The sequence below is a fragment of the Ruegeria sp. BA2 genome, from assembly GCF_056539605.1.
Genome location: NZ_JBQFVE010000014.1, coordinates 1 through 19,396, shown reverse-complemented (window position 1 = coordinate 19,396; position 19,396 = coordinate 1). Strand labels below are relative to the sequence as shown.

General features: G+C 57.9%; 18 protein-coding genes. 5 read left to right on the top strand and 13 right to left on the bottom strand.

All coding sequences use genetic code 11. From position 1 onward, the window contains the following. Positions 1–41: 41 nt before the first annotated feature. The 11 genes from ACR0NN_RS20980 to ACR0NN_RS20930 all read right to left on the bottom strand — a co-directional run bounded on the left by ACR0NN_RS20980 (position 42) and on the right by ACR0NN_RS20930 (position 11,678). Positions 42–494, bottom strand: coding sequence for an SRPBCC family protein (locus ACR0NN_RS20980; RefSeq protein WP_170722584.1), 453 nt, complete (start codon positions 492–494; stop codon positions 42–44). Between the two features lie 107 nt (positions 495–601). Continuing rightward, positions 602–1,411, bottom strand: a complete 810-nt coding sequence (locus tag ACR0NN_RS20975; RefSeq protein WP_170722586.1) for an XdhC family protein — start codon at positions 1,409–1,411, stop codon at positions 602–604. Positions 1,412–1,422: 11 nt separating this feature from the next. Further along, a complete protein-coding gene (locus tag ACR0NN_RS20970; RefSeq protein ID WP_480685472.1) occupies positions 1,423–2,565 on the bottom strand; it encodes a vWA domain-containing protein in 1,143 nt (380 codons plus the stop codon). 47 nt (positions 2,566–2,612) lie between these two features. Beyond that, the gene (locus ACR0NN_RS20965; RefSeq protein WP_170722591.1) at positions 2,613–3,518 is read right to left on the bottom strand and encodes an AAA family ATPase; all 906 of its coding nucleotides are present in this window, start codon (positions 3,516–3,518) and stop codon (positions 2,613–2,615) included. Between the two features lie 103 nt (positions 3,519–3,621). Beyond that, positions 3,622–6,039 carry an aerobic carbon-monoxide dehydrogenase large subunit gene (locus ACR0NN_RS20960; protein ID WP_170722593.1) on the bottom strand — a complete coding sequence of 806 codons (2,418 nt, stop codon included), beginning with the start codon at positions 6,037–6,039 and terminating at the stop codon, positions 3,622–3,624. Continuing rightward, a complete protein-coding gene (locus tag ACR0NN_RS20955) occupies positions 6,036–6,530 on the bottom strand; it encodes a (2Fe-2S)-binding protein (protein WP_170722595.1) in 495 nt (164 codons plus the stop codon). Before ACR0NN_RS20955 ends, ACR0NN_RS20960 begins: the two co-directional genes overlap by 4 nt. A 12-nt stretch (positions 6,531–6,542) precedes the next feature. Next, positions 6,543–7,376 carry an FAD binding domain-containing protein gene (locus ACR0NN_RS20950; protein WP_170722597.1) on the bottom strand — a complete coding sequence of 278 codons (834 nt, stop codon included), beginning with the start codon at positions 7,374–7,376 and terminating at the stop codon, positions 6,543–6,545. A gap of 139 nt (positions 7,377–7,515) precedes the next feature. Then, positions 7,516–8,598, bottom strand: coding sequence for an MHYT domain-containing protein (locus tag ACR0NN_RS20945; protein WP_170722599.1), 1,083 nt, complete (start codon positions 8,596–8,598; stop codon positions 7,516–7,518). Positions 8,599–8,675: 77 nt separating this feature from the next. Next, positions 8,676–9,674: an extracellular solute-binding protein gene (locus tag ACR0NN_RS20940; protein ID WP_170722601.1), complete on the bottom strand. Its 999-nt coding sequence runs from the start codon at positions 9,672–9,674 to the stop codon at positions 8,676–8,678. Next, positions 9,653–11,020, bottom strand: coding sequence for a sensor histidine kinase (locus ACR0NN_RS20935; protein WP_170722605.1), 1,368 nt, complete (start codon positions 11,018–11,020; stop codon positions 9,653–9,655). The genes ACR0NN_RS20940 and ACR0NN_RS20935 overlap by 22 nt, the downstream gene beginning before the upstream one ends. Further along, the gene (locus ACR0NN_RS20930) at positions 11,010–11,678 is read right to left on the bottom strand and encodes a response regulator transcription factor (protein WP_170684607.1); all 669 of its coding nucleotides are present in this window, start codon (positions 11,676–11,678) and stop codon (positions 11,010–11,012) included. Before ACR0NN_RS20930 ends, ACR0NN_RS20935 begins: the two co-directional genes overlap by 11 nt. 109 nt (positions 11,679–11,787) lie before the next feature. Here ACR0NN_RS20930 and ACR0NN_RS20925 point away from each other — a divergent pair, with 109 nt between their 5' ends. The 5 genes from ACR0NN_RS20925 (at position 11,788) to ACR0NN_RS20905 (ending at position 16,780) form a co-directional block, all read left to right on the top strand. Beyond that, a complete protein-coding gene (locus ACR0NN_RS20925) occupies positions 11,788–12,768 on the top strand; it encodes a tripartite tricarboxylate transporter substrate-binding protein (protein WP_170684609.1) in 981 nt (326 codons plus the stop codon). 69 nt (positions 12,769–12,837) lie between these two features. After that, positions 12,838–13,320, top strand: a complete 483-nt coding sequence (locus ACR0NN_RS20920; RefSeq protein ID WP_170722607.1) for a tripartite tricarboxylate transporter TctB family protein — start codon at positions 12,838–12,840, stop codon at positions 13,318–13,320. A 1-nt stretch (position 13,321) separates the two neighbouring features. Then, entirely contained in the window at positions 13,322–14,833 is a 1,512-nt protein-coding gene (locus tag ACR0NN_RS20915) for a tripartite tricarboxylate transporter permease (protein ID WP_170684612.1), read from the top strand. Then, entirely contained in the window at positions 14,823–16,010 is a 1,188-nt protein-coding gene (locus ACR0NN_RS20910) for a CoA transferase (RefSeq protein ID WP_170722610.1), read from the top strand. The genes ACR0NN_RS20915 and ACR0NN_RS20910 overlap by 11 nt, the downstream gene beginning before the upstream one ends. Continuing rightward, positions 16,007–16,780: a citryl-CoA lyase gene (locus ACR0NN_RS20905; RefSeq protein ID WP_170722611.1), complete on the top strand. Its 774-nt coding sequence runs from the start codon at positions 16,007–16,009 to the stop codon at positions 16,778–16,780. Before ACR0NN_RS20910 ends, ACR0NN_RS20905 begins: the two co-directional genes overlap by 4 nt. A gap of 4 nt (positions 16,781–16,784) precedes the next feature. On the opposite strand, the gene ACR0NN_RS20900 is transcribed toward ACR0NN_RS20905, so the two are convergent. Further along, complete coding sequence (locus ACR0NN_RS20900; RefSeq protein ID WP_170722614.1) at positions 16,785–18,272, bottom strand: heme biosynthesis HemY N-terminal domain-containing protein; 1,488 nt, start codon at positions 18,270–18,272, stop codon at positions 16,785–16,787. Positions 18,273–18,282: 10 nt separating this feature from the next. Further along, the coding region (locus ACR0NN_RS20895) for a COG4223 family protein (protein WP_480685468.1) at positions 18,283–19,396 on the bottom strand (1,114 nt) is incomplete at its 5' end.

Below are 19,396 nucleotides of genomic sequence, written 5' to 3'. Positions count from 1 at the left end.
GTTTTCCCATGCCCAGTATTTGTCGTCAGCAGAGTGGCTCATTACGAGACGGTTTGCTCCGTGACCACTTCTCCAAATTTGGTGAAAAACTTACCTGAAAGCTTCTTGGCTGTCCCAGCAATCAATCGACTGCCCAACTGAGCAATCTTGCCGCCGATATCAACCTTGGCGGTGTAGGCTAAGATGGTCTCGTCCCCATCTTCTGTCAGGGTCACATCCGCCCCGCCCTTGGCGAAACCAGCAGCACCCCCTTTGCCTTCGCCCATTAGCGAAAACCCGTTTGGAGCATTAGACGTATCCAGCGTTACTTCGCCAGCGAACTTTGCCTTGACGGGTCCGATTTTCAGCACGACCTTGGCCTCGAGTTGATCCGGGCTTGCCTGAGTCAGTTCTTCACAGCCGGGTATACACTCGCGCAATACATCCACGTTATTCAGCGCTTGGTAAACGACATCGCGCGGGGCGCTGATGCGGATTTCGTCACTTAGTTCCATTCCTGTTTCCTTTTGATCAACAACATCTTGGATAGACGCGCAGCGCCTCTTCAGCCGCTTCTTTTGCACTCAGTTCCGGACGCGCCGGCCAAAAGCGTCGTATCCAACTACGCCATTTTTTCATCATCAAAGCTCTCCTTTGAGGTATCGGTGTTCCGCCAGCGCACGATCTCGGCAAGGATGGAAAGCGCTATCTCATGAGGATCGACCGCATGAATATCCAGCCCGGCAGGTGCCTTAAGCTGCGCAGCCCGGCCTTCGTCCAGCCCGTGCTCGATCAGCTTTTCACAGAGCACCTTGGCCTTGCGTCGACTGGCTACCATCGACACACGGCGTGATGAAGATTCCAAGGCCGCTTTTAACGCCGGGCCATCCCCATTGCCTTGCGACGCAACAACAACGAAATCTCTGGGTTCAAGACCCAGCGCTGGCAAATCATCCGGATCAAATCCGATCTGATCAGGTCCTTCAGCCCCTTTTGGCACGCAGACCCGCAAACCCGCCAAGGTGGCGTGCGCAGCCAACGCCGACGCGATTGGCGAAGCGCCAAAAATCACCAACCTCGGCGCGTGCTGATAAGGTTCAACCAACAGGTCCACGGTCCCACCGCTGGGACATCCGCTTTTGTAAGTCTGCACACCGTCAGGATCCGTCATGGCCACCACCTTGTCCAAAGGTTTCACGCGGATAATGTCTGGTTGGCCGCTTTCAAGCGCGGCTTTGGCTGACGCCCTGACGGCCCGCTGTACGCAGGCCCCGCCGAGATGTCCCAATATTCGACCATCTCGCGTAATCGCCGCCTTAGCTCCAGCCTTGGCCGAGGTCACATCCGCAGTGCGCAACACAGTGGCGACGCAGAAACTGTCCCCGCTCTGGCGCAGATCTTCGATTGTGTCGAATATGTCGAAACCGGGCATGATGGTTCCTTTCACAATTTGCGAAACTGAGGTTCCAGCGCGGCCAGCGCCTCAAGCGTATTGGCGGGCAAATGCGCATCGAGATGTGGCTGAGCGACCTGCATCGCGGCGGCAACGGGTTCATAGCTGGCCCAGCCCTTAAGTGGGTTCAGCCAGACGATCCGCCGCGCCTTGCGTCTGATCCGTGCCAAAACAGCACCCAACGCCTCGGGCTCTGAACTGCAATAACCATCGGACAGGATTAGCACGATCGTCCGCCCATTAAGCGCCCGCGCGCCATAACCGTTCAGAAAGCTTTCAAGGCTACCAGAAATGTCGGTGCCGCCCCCAAACCCTTCGGCCATCAGCGATAATCGCCCTGCGGCCCGGAGCGTATCATGATCGCGTAGCGCGTCGGTGACGCGCATCAGCCGAGTGTGGAACAGATACGCATCCGCATCGGTCCCACTGCCGATCAATCCTTTGAGGAAGGCCAGAAACACCCGAGAGTATACAGTCATCGAACCGCTGACATCACACAGGGCCACGATCCGCATCGGGCGCGGCGGTCGGGCACGGCGGTACAGATCCATGGGCTCACCCCCGCGCGCCAGACTGGCCCGCAGAATACGCCGCATGTCCAACGCAGGCCCACGCTGTGCCTTCTTGCGCCGCCGTGAACGACGATCCCGGATCGCGTTCGCGATTCTCATTGCGGCCATTTCTGCTTGTTTTAGAGCCTGTTCATCCATCAACTCCCTCAGATCCCGGCGCGACAGGTTGGCTGTTCGGGTCGCCATAAGCTTCCCATCGATCCCTTCGGCCTCAGCATCGCCGGGATCAGGAGTGGTGGCGTCCTGAACTGTATCGGTCTGAGCGTCTTTCGCGTCCTGATCGTGGCTCTGCCAGATCATCGGTTTCGCGGATTGCACACGCACATGTGTGTTCTGCGCCAAACCCATGCGCTGCTTTCCTGCGTTAAACCAATAGGCATTGAACAACTCATCAAAGCGCCGCCAATCTTCGGCATCCCCAGCCAGAAGCGCGCATAACGCCTGCCGGGCTTGGTCAGCATCCGTAGCGTGAACGACGGATAAAGCTGCCAGAGCATCCCCGGTCTCCTTTGGCCCGACACGCAAACCGTTCATGCGTAAATGTGCAATGAACCCCGACATGCGGTCTGAAAGACCTGACGCGCGAGTAGGAAAGCGGGTCACCTGCATTATGCGACCTTCCCGATCAGGCGATCCATCACCTCAGGCGGGGCGGCATCATAATCTGCAGCGGTCTTCAACAGACAAACCAGTGTCGCTTGAACCTCTTCCCGAGACTTGGCCAGATCGTTGACACCAAGACCCGACAAAGCCGCCGCCCAGTCCAACATCTCGGCGATACCCGGTGTCTTCTCAAGGTCTTCTTTGCGCAGCGCTTGGACGACCCCAATGATTTGACGGGCAAGGATTCCTTCGATCTCAGGTATCCGCGCTTGCAAAATTGCCATTTCCGCTTCTTTTGAAGGGTAGTCGAGGAAACTGTACAAACACCGCCGGCGCAGGGCGTCCGACAAGTCGCGGGTTCCGTTGGCCGTCAGGATCACGATCGGTCGTACCCGTGCTTTTACCGTCCCAAATTCGGGAATCGTGATCTGAAAATCCGAGAGAATCTCCAGAAGGTAAGCTTCAAACTCTTCATCCGCCCGATCAATCTCATCGATCAGAAGAACAGGTGGTTCTTCTTCAGATATAGCCTCTAACAAAGGCCGTTTTAAAAGATAACCATCAGAGAACAGCTGCGCCTCACCCACGCCACCCTGCGCTTCGCTTGCACGGATTGCCAGAAGTTGACGCTGGTAATTCCATTCATAAATGGCGTGGCTGGCATCCAACCCTTCGTAACACTGAAGCCTGATGAGGCGGGTATCGCGCCAAGCGGCCATCGCCTTCGCAACCTCGGTCTTTCCCACGCCCGCTGGCCCTTCAAGCAACAATGGCCGCCCCAGCGCCTGCGCCAGATGCAAAGCCATGGCCAGCCGTTCATCCGCGATATAGCCCTGCGTGGCCAATCCCTTTTGTACATCGCTCAAAGTCAAAACCAGGATCCAATCTTCATCCGGCTGTAAATTTCCCATGGGAGGTCAGGAGTGGGCGTCGTCCTTTGTCTCTCGGACCAATGGCGCGACAATGAACGACCCCTCCGTTCGGTCGGATCGGCCTCAGCCGGTTCGAATCCGATTACCCGTGCATCCCCAGCCCATTGGCGATCTTCCAGATCCGCCAGTGATCATGCGGCATATGGCTCTGCACCAAGCCAAAAGGACGGAACGCATCATGCACCGCGTTCGAGAACGCAGGCACGCCCCCCACATTCGGGCTTTCCCCAACGCCCTTCGCGCCAATTGGATGATGCGGAGACGGCGTCACCGTGTGGTCGGTGGTGTAGTTCGGCGTCTCCCACGCCGTCGGGATGAAGAAATCCATCAGAGTGCCGGTCTTCACGTTGCCCATCTCATCATAGGCGATTTCCTGACCCATCGCGATGGCCAGCGCTTCGGTCACGCCGCCGTGGACCTGCCCTTCGATGATCATCGGGTTGATCCGGGTGCCGCAATCATCCAGCGCATAAAACTGCCGAACGTCCCATTCGCCGGTATCCACGTCGATCTCCATGACACAGATATAGGCGCCGAACGGATAGGTCATGTTCGGTGGGTCGTAATAGCTGACGGCCTCCAACCCCGGTTCCAGCCCCGATATGGCCTGATTATAGGCGGCGAAGGCGATTTCTTTCATCGTCTTGAACCGCTCAGGTGCGCCTTTAACGGCAAACCGATCCACATCCCATTCGACGTCATTGTCATGAACCTCAAGCAGGTAAGCCGCGATCATCTGCGCCTTGGCACGTATTTTGCGGGCGGCCATCGCCGTTGCCGCACCGGCCACGGGTGTCGACCGAGACCCATAGGTGCCAAGCCCATAAGGCGCGGTGTCTGTGTCGCCTTCTTCCAGCGTGATATCGTCGGCGGGCAGGCCGATTTCGCTGGCGATGATCTGGGCAAAGGTCGTGGCATGGCCCTGACCCTGGCTGATCGTCCCCAGCCGCGCGATGGCGGAACCGGTTGGGTGGATACGGATTTCGCATGAGTCGAACATTCCCAACCCAAGGATATCGCAGTTCTTTACCGGCCCCGCGCCGACAATCTCGGTGAAATGCGTCAGGCCAATGCCCAGCAGCTTGCGGGTCTTTCCAGCCTTGAAATCCTCGATCCGCTGCGCCTGTTCCGCCCGCAGACCGTCATAGTCCACGGCCTTCAGCGCTTTATCCCAAGCGGTGTGATAATCGCCCGAGTCATACTCCCATCCCAGCGCTGACTGGTACGGGAATTGATCAGCTTTGATAAAGTTGATCCGGCGCAGCTCGGCCGCATCGATGTTCAACTTGATGGCCAGAACTTCGATCATCCGTTCGATGAAATAGGCAGCCTCCGTCACCCGGAACGAGCAACGATAGGCCACACCGCCCGGCGCTTTGTTGGTGTAGACGCCATCCACAGCCAGATAGGCGGTTGGGATGTCATACGAACCGGTGCAGATATTCATGAAACCGGCTGGAAACTTGGTCGGGTCGGCACAGGCGTCGAACCCACCGTGATCCGCAGTCGTATGGCACCACAGACCGGTGATCTTGCCTTCCTTGGTCGCCGCGATCTTGCCCTGCATCCAGTAGTCGCGGGCGAAGGCGGTGGACATCAGATTCTCCATCCGGTTCTCGACCCATTTCACCGGCTGGCCGGTGACAATCGAGGCGACGACCGAGCAGACATAGCCCGCATAGGCGCCGACCTTGTTGCCGAAGCCACCACCGATATCGGGGCTGATCACCCGGATATTGTGCTCGGCGAGGCCAGAGATCAGCGACACAACGGTCCGGATCGCGTGGGGTGCCTGGAAGGTGCCATAGAGCGTCAGCTTGCCTGTGACCTTATCCATAGAAGCGACACAGCCGCATGTCTCCAACGGGCATGGGTGGGTTCGATGATAATAGACCATCTCTTCAGCCACGACATCGGCCTCGCCTAGAACCGCTTCGGTGGCGTCTTTGTCGCCCTGCTCCCAAGTGAAGATGTGGTTGTGATGCTTGCGAGGTCCGTGTGCGCCCTCGGTCTGACCTGCAAGGTCTTCGCGCAGAACAACGTCCGATTTCAAAGCCTCGAAGGGGTCGGTCAGGACCGGCAGTTCTTCGTAATCAACTTCGACCAGCTCAGCAGCATCTGCCGCGATGTAGCGATTTTCAGCGACCACATAGGCAACCTCCTGGCCCTGGAATAGAACCTTGCCATCGGCCAGCACCATCTGCTTGTCGCCCGCTAGCGTCGGCATCCAATGCAAACCCAGCGGAGCCAAATCTTCGGCGGTCAGCACGGCAACCACACCGGGCACAGCCAGCGCCGCATCCTTGTTCACACTGACGACACGTGCATGGGCATAGGGTGAGCGGACGAACGCGCCAAACAGCATCCCATCCAGCTTGATGTCATCGACATAATTACCCTTGCCTTGGGTAAAGCGCACGTCCTCAACGCGCTTACGGGCGCAGCCCATTCCTTTGAGATTGGCGGCGCGTTCTTCGGGGGTCATTGTTTGATCGTTCATTCCGCAGCCTCCTTCTGAGCATTCAGCATATCAGCCGAGGCTGAGATCGCCTTGACAATGTTCTGGTACCCAGTGCAGCGGCAAAGGTTGCCAGCCATACCAAAGCGGATATCTTCCTCAGTCGGGTTCGGGTTTTCCTGCAGCAAGCGATGCGCGCGGGTGATCATGCCCGGCGTGCAGAAACCGCATTGCAGCCCGTGATGTTCGCGGAACATTTCCTGCAGAACGCCAAGGCTACCATCGTCATTGGTCAGTCCTTCGACGGTGGTGATATCGGCTCCGTTCACCTGCGCCACAAAAGTCGTGCAGGATTTGACCGACTTCCCGTCGATATCCACGGTACAGGCACCGCAATGGCTGGTCTCGCAGCCGATATGGGGGCCGGTGATTTTCAGATCTTCCCGCAGGAAGTGAATAAGCAGCGTGCGCGGTTCGGCCAGACCTTCGACCTGCTTGCCGTTCACGGTGAGTTTGACGTGCATTTTTGACATGATTTCCCCTCCTCAACCCGCGCGGCTTTGCGCACGGTCGATGGCGCGGCGCAGCATCACGGCGGCCACGTGTTTTTTGAATTCGACAGGGCCGCGGTTGTCAGCAACCGGGTCGATCGCTTCGAGCATCGCGGCCACGCAGCCGTCGACGTCGCCACCCGCCAATGCGGAGCTGGCAGCATCGGACCAGATCGGCGTGTCAGCCAGATTGGTCATCGCGACCGACGCTGTGCCACCCCCGACCATGACCGCCGCTGCTGCGGTGGCGTAATCGCCGATCTTGCGCTTTTGCTTTTCATACGCCTGGCCAACGCCTGCGCCCGGTACGGGGATCGAGATTTGGGTCAGGATCTCTTCATCTTCACGGGCGGTGAAATAAGCCGCCTCATAAAATTCCCGCGCTGCAACCTCGCGCGTGCCGTCCGGGCCGGACAGGTGGAACGTCGCGTTCAGGCATTGCATCAACCCCGGCATGTCATTGCCCGGGTCGCCATTGGCCACGTTGCCGCCAACGGTCCCCATGTACCGCACCTGAGGGTCAGCGATCTGTAAAGCAGCCTCGCGGATCAGCGGGATAGCAGCAGCCAGCCCGTCATGAGTGATCAACTCGTGCTGCGTGACCATCGCACCCAATGTGACGGTGTCGGCGCCAACCTCGACACCTTTCAATTCATCGATGGCCTGAAGATCAACCAGATGACCCATCTCGGCCATGCGCAGCTTCATCATCGGGATCAGACTGTGCCCGCCTGCGATGACGCGCGCCTCGTCTCCATGTTCTTGCAGTATGCCGATAGCCGAGGCGATATCGCCTGGCCGGTGATACTCAAAACCGGCTGGTATCATTTTCTTCCTCCCTGGGTCCGAGCGTTATGCCTTGGGGAACCTGGGGTCAGGAAAGAGCGGTGGGCTCAGGCGTTCCAGCCAACGGAAACAGGGCGCGCAGCTTGTTTCACGAAATGCGAATTGGCTGCACGAGATGCGATCAAAGGCCAAGCGCCTCGCGAATGTCTGTTAGACGGGATCGGCTGACCGGTACCTTTGTCAACGCGTCGACGCCGTCGAAATAGCAGGTCCCATTATCCTTATGACGCTCAAAGCTCGAGACGTGCTTGGGGTTCACCAGATAGCTGCGATGGGCCCTCAGAAAGCCGTCAGGTTCCAGGCGCGATTCAGCCTCTGTGATCGACCAAGGGCAAAACAGTTTCTCGGCACCTAAATAAAGAACGGTATAGTGCCCCTCGGCCCGGATGGCGGCGATGCGGTTGGGTTCGGCGAAAAAAGTCTGGCCCTCGCGCTCGAATGGAACACCGGCACGCAGGACTGTTGGTTCTGTAATGCGTTTGGGTGCAAGTGGCTCATTTGGTTCGATGAACGAGATACCCGTCAACAGGAACGCTCCGCAAATCAGAAAAACTGAAACGGTAACACCCATCGCCAAAACCTGATTGTCCAGCGCAGGTCCCGCGCCACCGGCGCGATCGCTGGCGACAAAATCAGTCAAGCCGGTGGCCACAAAATGCATGGTAAAGACGGCCAGCCCAAAGCAGACCGTGCCCAAAAGAATATTGCGCTGCGTGCGATTACCATAGGCGACCCAGATGGCCGCAACCGACAGTATCACTGAAGCCAACGTCGCCAAAACCACATCCAATGCGCTATAAACCGGGCGGCACAGCTGCATTCCGGCCATTCCGATATAGTGCATCACCACGATTCCAAGGCCCACGATCACCCCAGACCCAATCATAATCTGGGGCGTGCGCGGTCGAAAATGCAGAAGCAATAGCGCCAGTCCAACCATCAGGATCGCGACCAGAGCAGAAATCAGTGTGATCAGAGCGTCATAGTAGAACAGGATCGGCAGCTGCAGACCCAGCATGGCGACAAAATGCATGGACCAGATGCCGCCGCCCAGAATGACTGCGGCTAGAGCAACCACAAGTTTACGCTTCTGACTGTCAAGACTGGAGGCGCCATGGGTCAGATACAGGCCAGTAAATCCGGCCATCAGCGCGACAGCCAGCGAGGCCGCCACTAGCCAGGCGTTATGCGAATAGTCCAGCATCTAGGTGTTTACGCCCTCCCCGACGCGTGGGTGACGTTAGCAAACGCGTTCGCCCGCGACAATCGGCACTGACGCTCCTACTGGATAACGGCGTTTTCCCAGGCAGAGATGAACTTTCTTCGCTTCAGAACATCCAGATAAGTCAACAAAGCCGGATCTAGACCAATGGCCTCCTGCTCACCTTCACCCGACTGCGATAAAACTGGTAATGGCGTCGTCTCGAGTGATTGCGACGTGCCGGTCACCAGATAACGAACAAACAGTTCCGCAGCTTGGGGCTTCTGTGTCGCATCCAGGGCCATAACCGTGCGCATCATCGTGGTCTGAAAATCAGAGGGCAATATGATTTCCAGCGCATCCTTACCCTCAGCCTGAACCGCCGCGTAACTGCCCAGAACGTTGTAAGCGACCAGAATGGTCCCATCTGCCAGATCGCGGATCATTTCACCGGAACAGCAATACAAACGGACGTCGAGGCTGCCAATAACCTCCATCAAGCGCCAGAAGGTTTCCGACGCGCGCGCATCCTGCGTGGCAAACAAATAGCCTAAACCGGATTGCCGCACATCATATGTCCCAACCTTACCGCTAAATGTCTCTGGGCGTTCGCGTAGCGCTTCGATCAGGCCTTGCCGTGTTTGGGGAATGGGTTGATCTTCGAAGGCCGTGCGATTGATCACAATGGTTGCAGGCTCAGAAGTGAAGGCAAACAGGCTGTCGTGCCACTGCGCCCAAGGCGGAGTGGGGATATCGTCCAGAGGCAGCGCAAAACCGTCATTGGCGAGTTTCAGCTGCAGGTCCATCGCGCTCGAGATAACAACATCATAGGCGTCGGGTGACGCGCGCACGCGCTCGTAGATTTCTGCAGTGCTGGACACCAAATATTCGATACTAATTAAGGGATTTTCGGCAACAAAATCTTCAATAAGTGGCGCGAACAGAACGGTGTCAGTGCTTGATATGACGCGCAGAGGTGCACCATCGAATTCTTCGTTAAACAACCTGCGATCTTCCCAGTCCTCTGCAGAGCCGATTTGCGGCAACAACGACAGGATCAAAGCGATAAGATAACGCATGCGCCGCCCTCTGGTTGGTTGGTTAAGACAAGCGTGCCGCCATGCGCAGTCGCCACGTCCTGAGCGATCGTAAGACCCAGACCCGAGCCGATGGTTCCGGTGGCGTTCTGGCCTCGCTCAAACCGGCGCGTCAGCATGTCAATCTCATCGGGCGGAAATCCCGGTCCTGAGTCTTTTACACTGATCTGGAGTTGCGGCGTTGCGGTAACGTTGATTTCAACCGTGCTGTCCGGTGGCGCGTATTTCAGCGCGTTATCGACCATGTTACGCACCGCGTTCTGCAACAGGATCGGATCACCCGAATACAGAACAGAGGCATCGCCAGTCAGAGACAACGACAGGTCTTTCATCTCGGCTATGGGCGTCAGACGCTGCACAAGCTCATGGGTGAGGACAACAAGATCAAGGTTCTCTCGTTCCAGATGATCTGCACGGAAAGTGATCATTGCATGATCCAGAAGCTGGCCAGCCGCACGAGAGCTTTCATCAATGGCTCGTACCATCGCACGCAGGGCTTCCCGATTTTCTTTCCGTTCAACTCGCTGCAATGTTGCTTCAGCATAAGATCGGACGGTCGCCAAAGGTGTGCGCACCCGATGTGCCGCCTCAGCTATGAAATCCTCTGACTGGCTGAGCGACTGATCCAGCCGCCCCATCAGAGAATTCAGCGAAGATACCAGAGGGGCCATTTCCCGCGGCACCGGTTTCCGGAACGGACTCAAATCCTGCGGCCCGCGACGAGTGACCGAGGTCGTCAGCTTGTTCAGCTGTCCGATTGTTGCGGAAGTGACCCAAAAAGACAAAGCCGCGGTCAGCACGAAGAAACCAAGGCCCAGAAAGGCTGCGTTACGAGAAATCTGATCCAGCGTTTCAGCCAGAGCATCCTGTGTCTGCGCAAGCGCGACCTCGATCTCTGTCTGACGGCCCAGACCAACCAGCGTGCGACTGGCGTTAACCTGACGGATGCGCTCACCTCGCAATTCGCCAGCCCCAAAGGTCCAGTTGCCGTCATCGGCGCCTTTAGCAAGCTGTAGGTCCTCATACCCCGAAATGAACGCTCCATCCTGAAAAATCGCATAGAACACCCGGTCATCCGACGGTGTCGCCAGCATCGAAAACGCCGCATAAGGAATATCAATCTCAAGCTGCCCATCGCGCAGCGCCGCCGCGTCGAGGATCGAGGCTGCAGATGCTTCAAGAATGTTATCCTGCCCCTGCTGCGCCACCTGTGCAGCATAGTTTCGGACAGCAAAGAACAGCAGTATGGCCAGTAAAGCCGCGCCACTGATCAACGTCAGCACTAGCCGGTTTCTGAGCGAACCTGAGACAGCCGGGCTAACCGTCATGGTCCAACCTGTAACCCAACCCGCGCAGTGTTGTGATTTTCAGCTCGGACTTTTCAAGGTGCCTACGCAGCCGACCTACATAGACCTCAATCGCGTTGTCCGAGATGTTGTCGTCATAAGAAAACAACCTGTCGGCCAGCTTCTGTTTCGAGAACACCTGACCGGGCGCGTTTATGAATAGCTCCATCATTCGCAGCTCACGGTTACGCAAGGATATCGTTTCACCCCGGACGCTCAGATGGCCCGCGACAGGGTCAAATACGATCCCGCCGACCTCAATCCTTGATTTTGCAATCCCGGATTTACGGCGCAGAATGGCCCGACACCGGGCCTCAAGCTCTGCATGGTCAAAGGGCTTTGTGACGTAGTCATCCGCACCAAGATCGAGCGATCCGATTCGATCTGAAACCTGACTGCGCGCCGTCAAAACGATGACCGGAGTGTCAGGATCACGGGCCCGATGTCGCTGAAGGAAGTCTCGTCCATCGCCGTCGGGCAGCATGATATCAAGCAGGATCAGATCGTATTCTTCAATCTCAGCATAGGCCGTCGCATCATCCAATTTTGCTGCATGATCAATAACATGACCATCCTGACGCATGCGGGTGCACATCGCGTTAGCCAGATCCAGATTATCTTCGATCAGAAGGAATTTCATGAGGTTCGGAGCGTATCCCAGCGCGTGACAGGTTGATGTCAGGTTCGTGTGTTTAAACTTCGGAATAATCTGAGCCGCCCTGCGGCCGGATGTCAAATGGGAGGACATCATGACAACATTCAAACTGGGCCGTCGTGCCCTGATCGCAGCTGTGGCCGCAGTCGGCCTGACAGGACCCGCGTTGGCGCAGGACCAGGTTGTGGATAGCATCCACTTTCTGATCCCCGGCGGCGCTGGCGGAGGCTGGGACGGTACAGCGCGTGGTACGGGAGAGGCGCTGACAAACGCAGGGCTAGTCGGCACCGCGTCTTACGAGAACATGTCAGGCGGCGGTGGTGGTAAAGCCATCGGCTATTTGATCGAAAACGCCGAAAGCAATCATGGAACTCTGATGGTCAATTCGACGCCCATCGTGATCCGGTCTCTGACAGGCGTGTTCCCGCATAACTTCCGCGACCTGACCTTGGTATCGGGCACGATCGGCGACTACGCGGCAATCGTTGTCGGCAAGGATAGCCCAATCAATTCCATGGCGGACCTGCTGGCAGCCTATGACGCCGATCCGGGTTCAACGGCTATTGGCGGCGGTTCAGTTCCGGGTGGCATGGACCATCTGGTGGCTGCCATGGTAATGGAAGCGGCGGGCAAAGACGCACTGGGCGTCAAATACATTCCTTATGATGCAGGCGGTAAGGCAATGGCAGCGCTGCTGTCCGGCGAGATCGCTGCATTGTCGACTGGCTTCTCGGAAGCGGTCGATCTGGCCAATCAGGGTGAAGTGAAAATCATCGGCGTCACGGCCGAAGAGCGGGTGGATGCGGCTCCGGATGCCCAGACCATGAAGGAACAGGGTATCGACACTACTTTCGTCAACTGGCGCGGGTTCTTCGCAGCCCCCGGACTGCCAGAAGACAAACTGGTCGCCTATCAGGACGCGATCACCAAAATGTATGATACGCCTGAATGGGAAGAAGTTCGTGCACGCAACGGTTGGGTAAACATCCACAACTCGGGCGACGACTTCTCGGCCTTCCTTGAAGAGCAAGAGAAGCAGATCAGTGATCTGATGAAAAAACTGGGCTTCCTTTAAGGGCAGCATTGGCAGAGCGGGCCGCCGCTCTGCCCCAAAATTCAAAAAACTAAGACGGGAGGGGACACCATGGCGCTGGATCGCTGGATCGCGCTTGTTCTGCTGGGGATTTGTCTAAGCTATGGTTATGCGGCCTGGTTCACGATGGACGGCAGCCTGCCCCCTTTCATGCAAAGAAACCCGATATGGCCCAGCACCTTCCCAAAGGTACTGTCCATATTGGGGATCATCGCTTGCACAATCATCCTGCTGGGATTTGAGAAAAGCGAGATAAAAGAGGCAGATATCGATTACCGCCGCCTGGGTGACTACCACCTTGGGCAGGCGATTTCGCTGCTGGTTCTAATGGTTGTCTATGCTTTGTGCTTGCGTCCGGTCGGCTTTCTGATCGCAACATCCGGTTTCCTGATCCTCGGTTCGTACCTACTGGGCGAGCGCAAGTGGCACATAATGGTGCCTGTCGCCCTGATCGCAACCGGAGTCGTCTGGTATCTGGTTCAGCAAGTTCTTGGAATTTACCTGCGCCCCCTGCCGGGCGTGTTCGGAGGCTGACATGCTCGAAGGACTTCTGATCGGCCTGCAAACGGCCTTTTCGCTTCAAAACCTGCTGATGGTCATTGCGGGGTGCCTGATCGGTACTTTCATCGGCATGCTGCCCGGGCTGGGGCCGATGTCGATCATCGCGATCATGATTCCCGTCGCGATTTCGATGGGAGATCCATCCGCTGCTCTGATCCTTCTGGCGGGTGTCTACTATGGCGCGATATTCGGTGGCTCGACCTCGTCTATCCTGCTGAACGCGCCGGGGGTCGCGGGCACGGTGGCCTCAAGCTTTGATGGCTATCCGATGGCGCGGCAAGGCAAAGCCGGTAAAGCGCTGACCATTGCCGCGATTGCCAGTTTCGCGGGTGGTACATTGGGTGCGATCCTACTGATGGTGTTCGCCCCTGCCCTGTCTTCGGTCGCACTGTTGTTCCATTCCGCCGAGTATTTTGCGCTGATGGTTGTTGGCCTGTCCGCCATCGCCGCCTTCGCGGGATCTGGACAGGTGGCCAAGGCACTGATCATGACCATCCTTGGCTTGATTATGGCAACCGTTGGCGAGGGTGCGTTGTTCAACCTGCCGCGCTTCACCATGGGCATTATGGACCTGCAATCCGGCTTTGGTTTCATCACACTAGCCATGGCGATGTTCGCCTTGCCCGAAGCGCTGTTTCTGGTCCTCAAACCCAAGGACCTGCAAGGTGATGACGGAGAAATCAAGGACCTGCGCATCACGAAAGACGAGGCGAAGGCCATCGCCCCGGTCATTGGACGCCAATCAACACAGGGGTTCTTTATCGGAGTCCTACCTGGCGCGGGCGCGACGATCGCCAGCTTTCTTGGTTATGCGGTCGAACGTAACATTGCGCCGAAAGAAGAGCAGGAAGAGTTTGGAAAAGGCTCTATCAAAGGGCTTGCTGCGCCTGAAGCAGCAAATAACGCGGCTTGTACGGGTTCTTTCGTACCGCTGCTGACGTTGGGCATCCCCGGTTCTGGCACCACCGCCATCCTGCTTGGCGCGCTGATCGCGCTGAACGTCACACCCGGTCCGCGTCTGATGATCGATGAGCCGCAGATTTTCTGGGCGGTCATCATGTCGATGTTCATCGGCAATCTCGTCCTGCTGATCCTGAACCTACCGCTGATCCCGTACATCGCCAAGGTGCTGGCCGTTCCGCGGAACTATCTGATCCCGTTCATTCTGTTCTTCACCCTTATGGGGGCCTATATCGGGCAGAACAACGCCACCGAACTGCTGATACTCGTTGGGTTCGGGGTCTGCGCGACCGCGTTGAAGTTCGCGGATTATCCACTTGCTCCCTTGCTGATCGGCTTCATTCTCGGCGGCATGATGGAAGATAATTTCGCCCGCTCCATGCAACTCTACGACGGTATCGCTTTCATTTGGGAACGCCCGATGACGCTGGGCTTGCTGGTCATCGCCGTGCTTTTGGTCCTGCTGCCAAGCTACCGCGCACGTCGTGCAAAAGCGCGTGCAGCCGGGATCGCAGATGGCGACTGAGCCACTCTCGGGGGTCCGCGTCCTTGACCTGACCAATGTTCTGGCGGGCCCCTATTGTTGCTATCAACTAGCGTTGATGGGGGCCAAGGTCATCAAGGTTGAACGCCCCGGCACTGGTGATCTGGCCCGGGTGCTGGGCGCGGACCCCGACCGGAATAAGGCCGGAATGGGCATCAGCTTTCTGGCTCAGAACGCCGACAAAAAATCCGTTACGTTGGACATGAAGACCGAGCAGGGAAAAGCTCTGCTGAAAAGGCTGGTTCAAAACGCCGACGTTCTTGTTGAGAACTTCCGACCCGGAGTGATGGATCGGCTGGGGCTGGGCTTTGAGAATTTGCGTGCCGAAAATCCCAACCTGATCTATTGCGCGATCAGCGGATTCGGTCAGAACGGGCCGCGTCGCAACGATCCGGCTTATGATCAGATTGTGCAAGGCCTCAGCGGTGTCATGTCCATTACTGGCGCGCCCGATACGGCACCTTACCGGGTCGGATATCCACTGGCAGATACAGTGGGTGGCCTGACCGCAGCCTTTGCCATCAGCGCTGCCTTGAACGCCAATCCACGCGGCGCATTTCTGGACATTGCAATGACCGAGGCCGTTGTCTCGACAATGGGTTGGGTCGTGTCGAACTACCTCTTGGGGGGCGTTCTGCCGAGTGCCCATGGCAATGAAAACACGACCTCGGCCCCATCCGGAACCTTCGCAACATCCGATAGCCCGATCAACATCGCGGCCAACCGGGATGAGCAATGGCAGGCCTTGGCAAAACACCTGGAACGAGAGGATTTGCTGTCTAATCCCGACTACCAAACGCGCGAGGATCGCAAACAAAACCGGCATGCTCTTCGGCAGGAACTCGAACACACATTGATCACCCGACCAGCCACAGATTGGGTTCGCGAATTGAACGCACTCGGCGTACCTGCTGGGCAGGTTTTGACGGTGCCTGAGGCTCTGTCGGATGATCAAATGGAGGGCCGGGGATTGATCGGAACTCTCTCGGCTTACGGTGAAAACATGCGTCTGGCTGGTAGCCCGGTTGTTATGAATGGCGAACGCAAAATGCCCCAGAGTGCGCCACCCTCACTTGGTGCCCACAATGCAACAATCTGGTCTGAGCTTGGTTTGTCAGACGTTGAGCTCGAGGCCCTGCGGCAAGAGGGGATCATATGAGTGACGTAGCCGATTGGTGGCAGACGGCCATCATTGATATGGAACCCGGGAAGATTGCTCTGCGCGGTCAGCCGATTGAAAACCTGATCGGCACAGTTGGATTCGCAGAAATGATCTGGCTGATGATGCGGGGTGACAGGCCTACACCTTCGCAGGCACGATTGTTCGAAGCAGCTTTAGTCGCAGCTGTGGATCACGGCCCGCAAGCCCCCTCAATCGCGACCGCGCGGATGGCGGTGACCTGCGGTCTACCTCTGAACAACGCTATGGCCAGCGCGGTCAATATGCTCGGGGACGTCCATGGCGGAGCCGGAGAGCAAGCAGTCGAACTCTACCAGTTCATTGAAACACAGTCCGAGGATCTGGATGCCGGATTGGATGACTGGATCGCGCGTAACGGAAAGATTCTGCCCGGCTTTGGCCACAGGTTTCATACGCCGACCGACCCGCGCGCGCCAAAACTGATGGACTTGGTTGAAGAAGCGGTTGACGCGGGCGCGTGTGAGGGGCGGTACATGAAAATCGGACGCGACGTGGAAGCGGCGCTCAGACGTCGAAAGGGCAAGCCTGTTCCGATGAATATCGACGGGGCCACCGCCGTCATCTATGCCGAGCTGGGCTTTGCACCACCTCTGGCGCGTGGTCTGTTTTGCCTCTCGCGTTCGGTCGGGATTTTAGCGCATGCGTGGGAGCAGATGCAGCAGGGCGGGCGCAACAAAGGCCCGACCCCACCTCAATATCGCTGGACTTATACGGGCGAAACGCCGTAGCGGGCTAGACGCGCTTCTCGTCCTCGACTGTCACAGGCTCAGCGTTTACCTCAATCACATCTTCTGCCTCGGGCTCTTCTGCTTCCGATTCCTCTTCAGCCTCTGACTGATCCTCAAGTGCTCCGACGATCAGAGGCAGCATGTGCACACCCGTCGCACTTGCAATCTCAGGCGTCTGCGGTGTCTGCCAGCTAAGCGTATCGAAACTGCCGCAGTTCTGACACACTGGGCCCCATTCGGGCTGAATGTCGTGGCAATTGGTGCAGACCCATTGCGGCCCGCGCGGTGCGTTCAGCGCCTTGGCTAGCCAACCCTGAACCACCGCGTCCGTGGCGCCCTCGCCCCGTTCGATCGCGGCCATCAGCGTGTAGGCCCGTGCATCTCCTTGTTTTTCAACCACATCACCCAGCGCGCGGCGGGCTTCGGGGAAGTCTTCGGCGACAATATTTAATTCGGCTAGGATCAGGCGGGTTTCCATGTCCTGCGGGTGAATACGGGTCAGCGCTGTGAACCGCTTGATCCGCTGTTCGGGTGTTTCGTCCGGCGCGATTTCGGCAAAGGCATGGGCCAGATCGGGATGCGGTTGAACCTCCCACGCCTTTTTCAGGATCTTGGTCGCCGCACGCGGTTTGCCCTTTTCGATATAGGCGCGCGCGGCCATGGCGGCGGCTGGTACCAGATCGGGGGACAGGCGGTTTGCCTCAATCGCGTGTTCCTGCTGTTCAACGGTCGCCGTGTCATCTAGCAGCACCTTGGCCTCGGACAGGGCTAAGACCGCATCACGCCGCTTGAACACGTCGCGCGGCAGATACCCGGCCTTCAGCTTTGATGTCAGCGTGGACCGTGCCCCGGCCCAATCCTGCGCCTTGGTCTGCAGGTTCAGCAGCACATCCTGAGTCTCTTCGTGCCGGGGTTTCAGAGCCAATGCCTTCTCAGCCAGTTTGCGTGCGGTTTCATCGTCGCCCTCGGCCAGCTTTTGTTTCATGATCCCGCGCACGCCAACAAAACGCGTGGCATTGTTGGTGACCAGCTTCTTGTAGGTCTCGGACGCTTTCTTGGTATCACCGGTCATCTCGGCCGCTTGTGCCACCAGCAAATTGGTAAGCTCGGGCTTGTTCAGCAGCTTTTCGGCCTTGCTGGCCTTGGTCATGGCAACGCGCCCTTCACCCGAGGCAAGCGCCATCAACCCGTCGGCCAGCGCCTGATATCCGCGCTGTTCACGGCTGCGATCAAAGTAGCGCGACAAGGCGGTCTCATCACCGTTGAGGAATTTCAGCGTCGCAATCAGCAGCGTCAGAAGTTTGAAGAACAGCCAGACCGCAAACACCAACACGCCCAGCGCGATCACCGATTGCAGCGGCCCCAGCGTGTATTCGGTGCCGGCGACGGTGATCTGTACGCCGCCTGATGATTCCATAAGAAACCCGGCGCCCATGGCCAGCAGGCCGATAATCGCAACAAAAACAAGGATCTTTAACAATGACCACAGCATGGCAGGTCCTTCAGTTCGAGTTCAGGCTTGAAGCAAGCGTGTTTGCGGCCTCGACGGTAGAGACCCGCGTCTGCGCCGCCTGCTCCCAATCCGCCAATGCAGTCTGCGCCGCCTCTGGTAATGCTTTCAGTTCGGTCAACGCCTTTGCGACGTCTCCATCCGCCAAGGCCGCCTGCGCGCGCGACAGGATCGCATCGGGGTCATCCCCCTCTTGCGGCGTCACCGACCGCGCGCCCGTCTGACGCTGCAGGAAGGCCATCAACCCGGTGCCTTTGTCGGCATCACGCGCATCCGCCAGCGCCGTGCGTGCTGCGGGGGCAAATGCGCTGCGCAGGGCTGAAAGCGTCTCGACCCCGTCCTTCGCGGAGGAGGCCAGGGTATCCGGCACGTCGACCCCACCGGCCTTCAGTTCCGAGACCAGATCTTCATAAGGCTGACCGGCGTCCAACTGGCCATGCAGACGAGACAGGATGGCCGCGTTGGTTGCAGCGCGGGCCTCGGCCGAGGCTTTGGATTCAAGCGCCTGCGCATCGGAAACCATCTTTTCCACTTCGCTACGCTGTGCGGCCAGAGAATCCTGCAGTTTCTTCAACTCGGCCTCAAAGGCTGCCGTCGCCTCGGGCGAGACATTTGCCTCAAGCGGTTGCTTCTCAAGCGCGCTCAGGCGTTCCTCCAACGGGTCGACCTTCCCGGTCAGGCCATCAACGCTGGTCTTTACGGAGCTCAGATCGCTTTCGACCGGCGATAGCTTGTCTGACAAAGCCTTGATCTGATCCGAAAGGCCCGAGACATCGGGGCCATCAGCAAGAGATTTTGTCAGTTGGGCAATCTGATCGGATTGTTCCGACAGCTTCTTTTCAAGCGCGGCAATTGCGTCCGAGCTTTCTGCCCCACTGGACAAATACCCGCCGCTGCCCACGGCAAACCCAATTCCAGCCGCAACAACGCCGCCCAGCAGCGCCGGAACAAACCCGCCGCGCTTTTCAACGGTGCGTTCGATCACCTTCTCTTCGGTCGGCTCGGCCCTGTTCAGGGCTTCGGCTTCGGCTTCGGCTTCGGCTTCGGCTTCGGCTTCGGCTTCGGCTTCGGCTTCGGCTTCGGCTTCGGCTTCGGCTTCGGCTTCG

Excerpts from the sequence above, each read along its gene's own strand:
- ACR0NN_RS20980 (WP_170722584.1), bottom strand. The coding sequence starts at position 494 with ATGGAACTAAGTGACGAAATCCGCATCAGCGCCCCGCGCGATGTCGTT.
- ACR0NN_RS20975 (WP_170722586.1), bottom strand. The coding sequence starts at position 1,411 with ATGCCCGGTTTCGACATATTCGACACAATCGAAGATCTGCGCCAGAGC.
- ACR0NN_RS20970 (WP_480685472.1), bottom strand. The coding sequence starts at position 2,565 with ATGTCGGGGTTCATTGCACATTTACGCATGAACGGTTTGCGTGTCGGG.
- ACR0NN_RS20965 (WP_170722591.1), bottom strand. The coding sequence starts at position 3,518 with ATGGGAAATTTACAGCCGGATGAAGATTGGATCCTGGTTTTGACTTTG.
- ACR0NN_RS20960 (WP_170722593.1), bottom strand. The coding sequence starts at position 6,039 with ATGAACGATCAAACAATGACCCCCGAAGAACGCGCCGCCAATCTCAAA.
- ACR0NN_RS20955 (WP_170722595.1), bottom strand. The coding sequence starts at position 6,530 with ATGTCAAAAATGCACGTCAAACTCACCGTGAACGGCAAGCAGGTCGAA.
- ACR0NN_RS20950 (WP_170722597.1), bottom strand. The coding sequence starts at position 7,376 with ATGATACCAGCCGGTTTTGAGTATCACCGGCCAGGCGATATCGCCTCG.
- ACR0NN_RS20945 (WP_170722599.1), bottom strand. The coding sequence starts at position 8,598 with ATGCTGGACTATTCGCATAACGCCTGGCTAGTGGCGGCCTCGCTGGCT.
- ACR0NN_RS20940 (WP_170722601.1), bottom strand. The coding sequence starts at position 9,674 with ATGCGTTATCTTATCGCTTTGATCCTGTCGTTGTTGCCGCAAATCGGC.
- ACR0NN_RS20935 (WP_170722605.1), bottom strand. The coding sequence starts at position 11,020 with ATGACGGTTAGCCCGGCTGTCTCAGGTTCGCTCAGAAACCGGCTAGTG.
- ACR0NN_RS20930 (WP_170684607.1), bottom strand. The coding sequence starts at position 11,678 with ATGAAATTCCTTCTGATCGAAGATAATCTGGATCTGGCTAACGCGATG.
- ACR0NN_RS20925 (WP_170684609.1), top strand. The coding sequence starts at position 11,788 with ATGACAACATTCAAACTGGGCCGTCGTGCCCTGATCGCAGCTGTGGCC.
- ACR0NN_RS20920 (WP_170722607.1), top strand. The coding sequence starts at position 12,838 with ATGGCGCTGGATCGCTGGATCGCGCTTGTTCTGCTGGGGATTTGTCTA.
- ACR0NN_RS20915 (WP_170684612.1), top strand. The coding sequence starts at position 13,322 with ATGCTCGAAGGACTTCTGATCGGCCTGCAAACGGCCTTTTCGCTTCAA.
- ACR0NN_RS20910 (WP_170722610.1), top strand. The coding sequence starts at position 14,823 with ATGGCGACTGAGCCACTCTCGGGGGTCCGCGTCCTTGACCTGACCAAT.
- ACR0NN_RS20905 (WP_170722611.1), top strand. The coding sequence starts at position 16,007 with ATGAGTGACGTAGCCGATTGGTGGCAGACGGCCATCATTGATATGGAA.
- ACR0NN_RS20900 (WP_170722614.1), bottom strand. The coding sequence starts at position 18,272 with ATGCTGTGGTCATTGTTAAAGATCCTTGTTTTTGTTGCGATTATCGGC.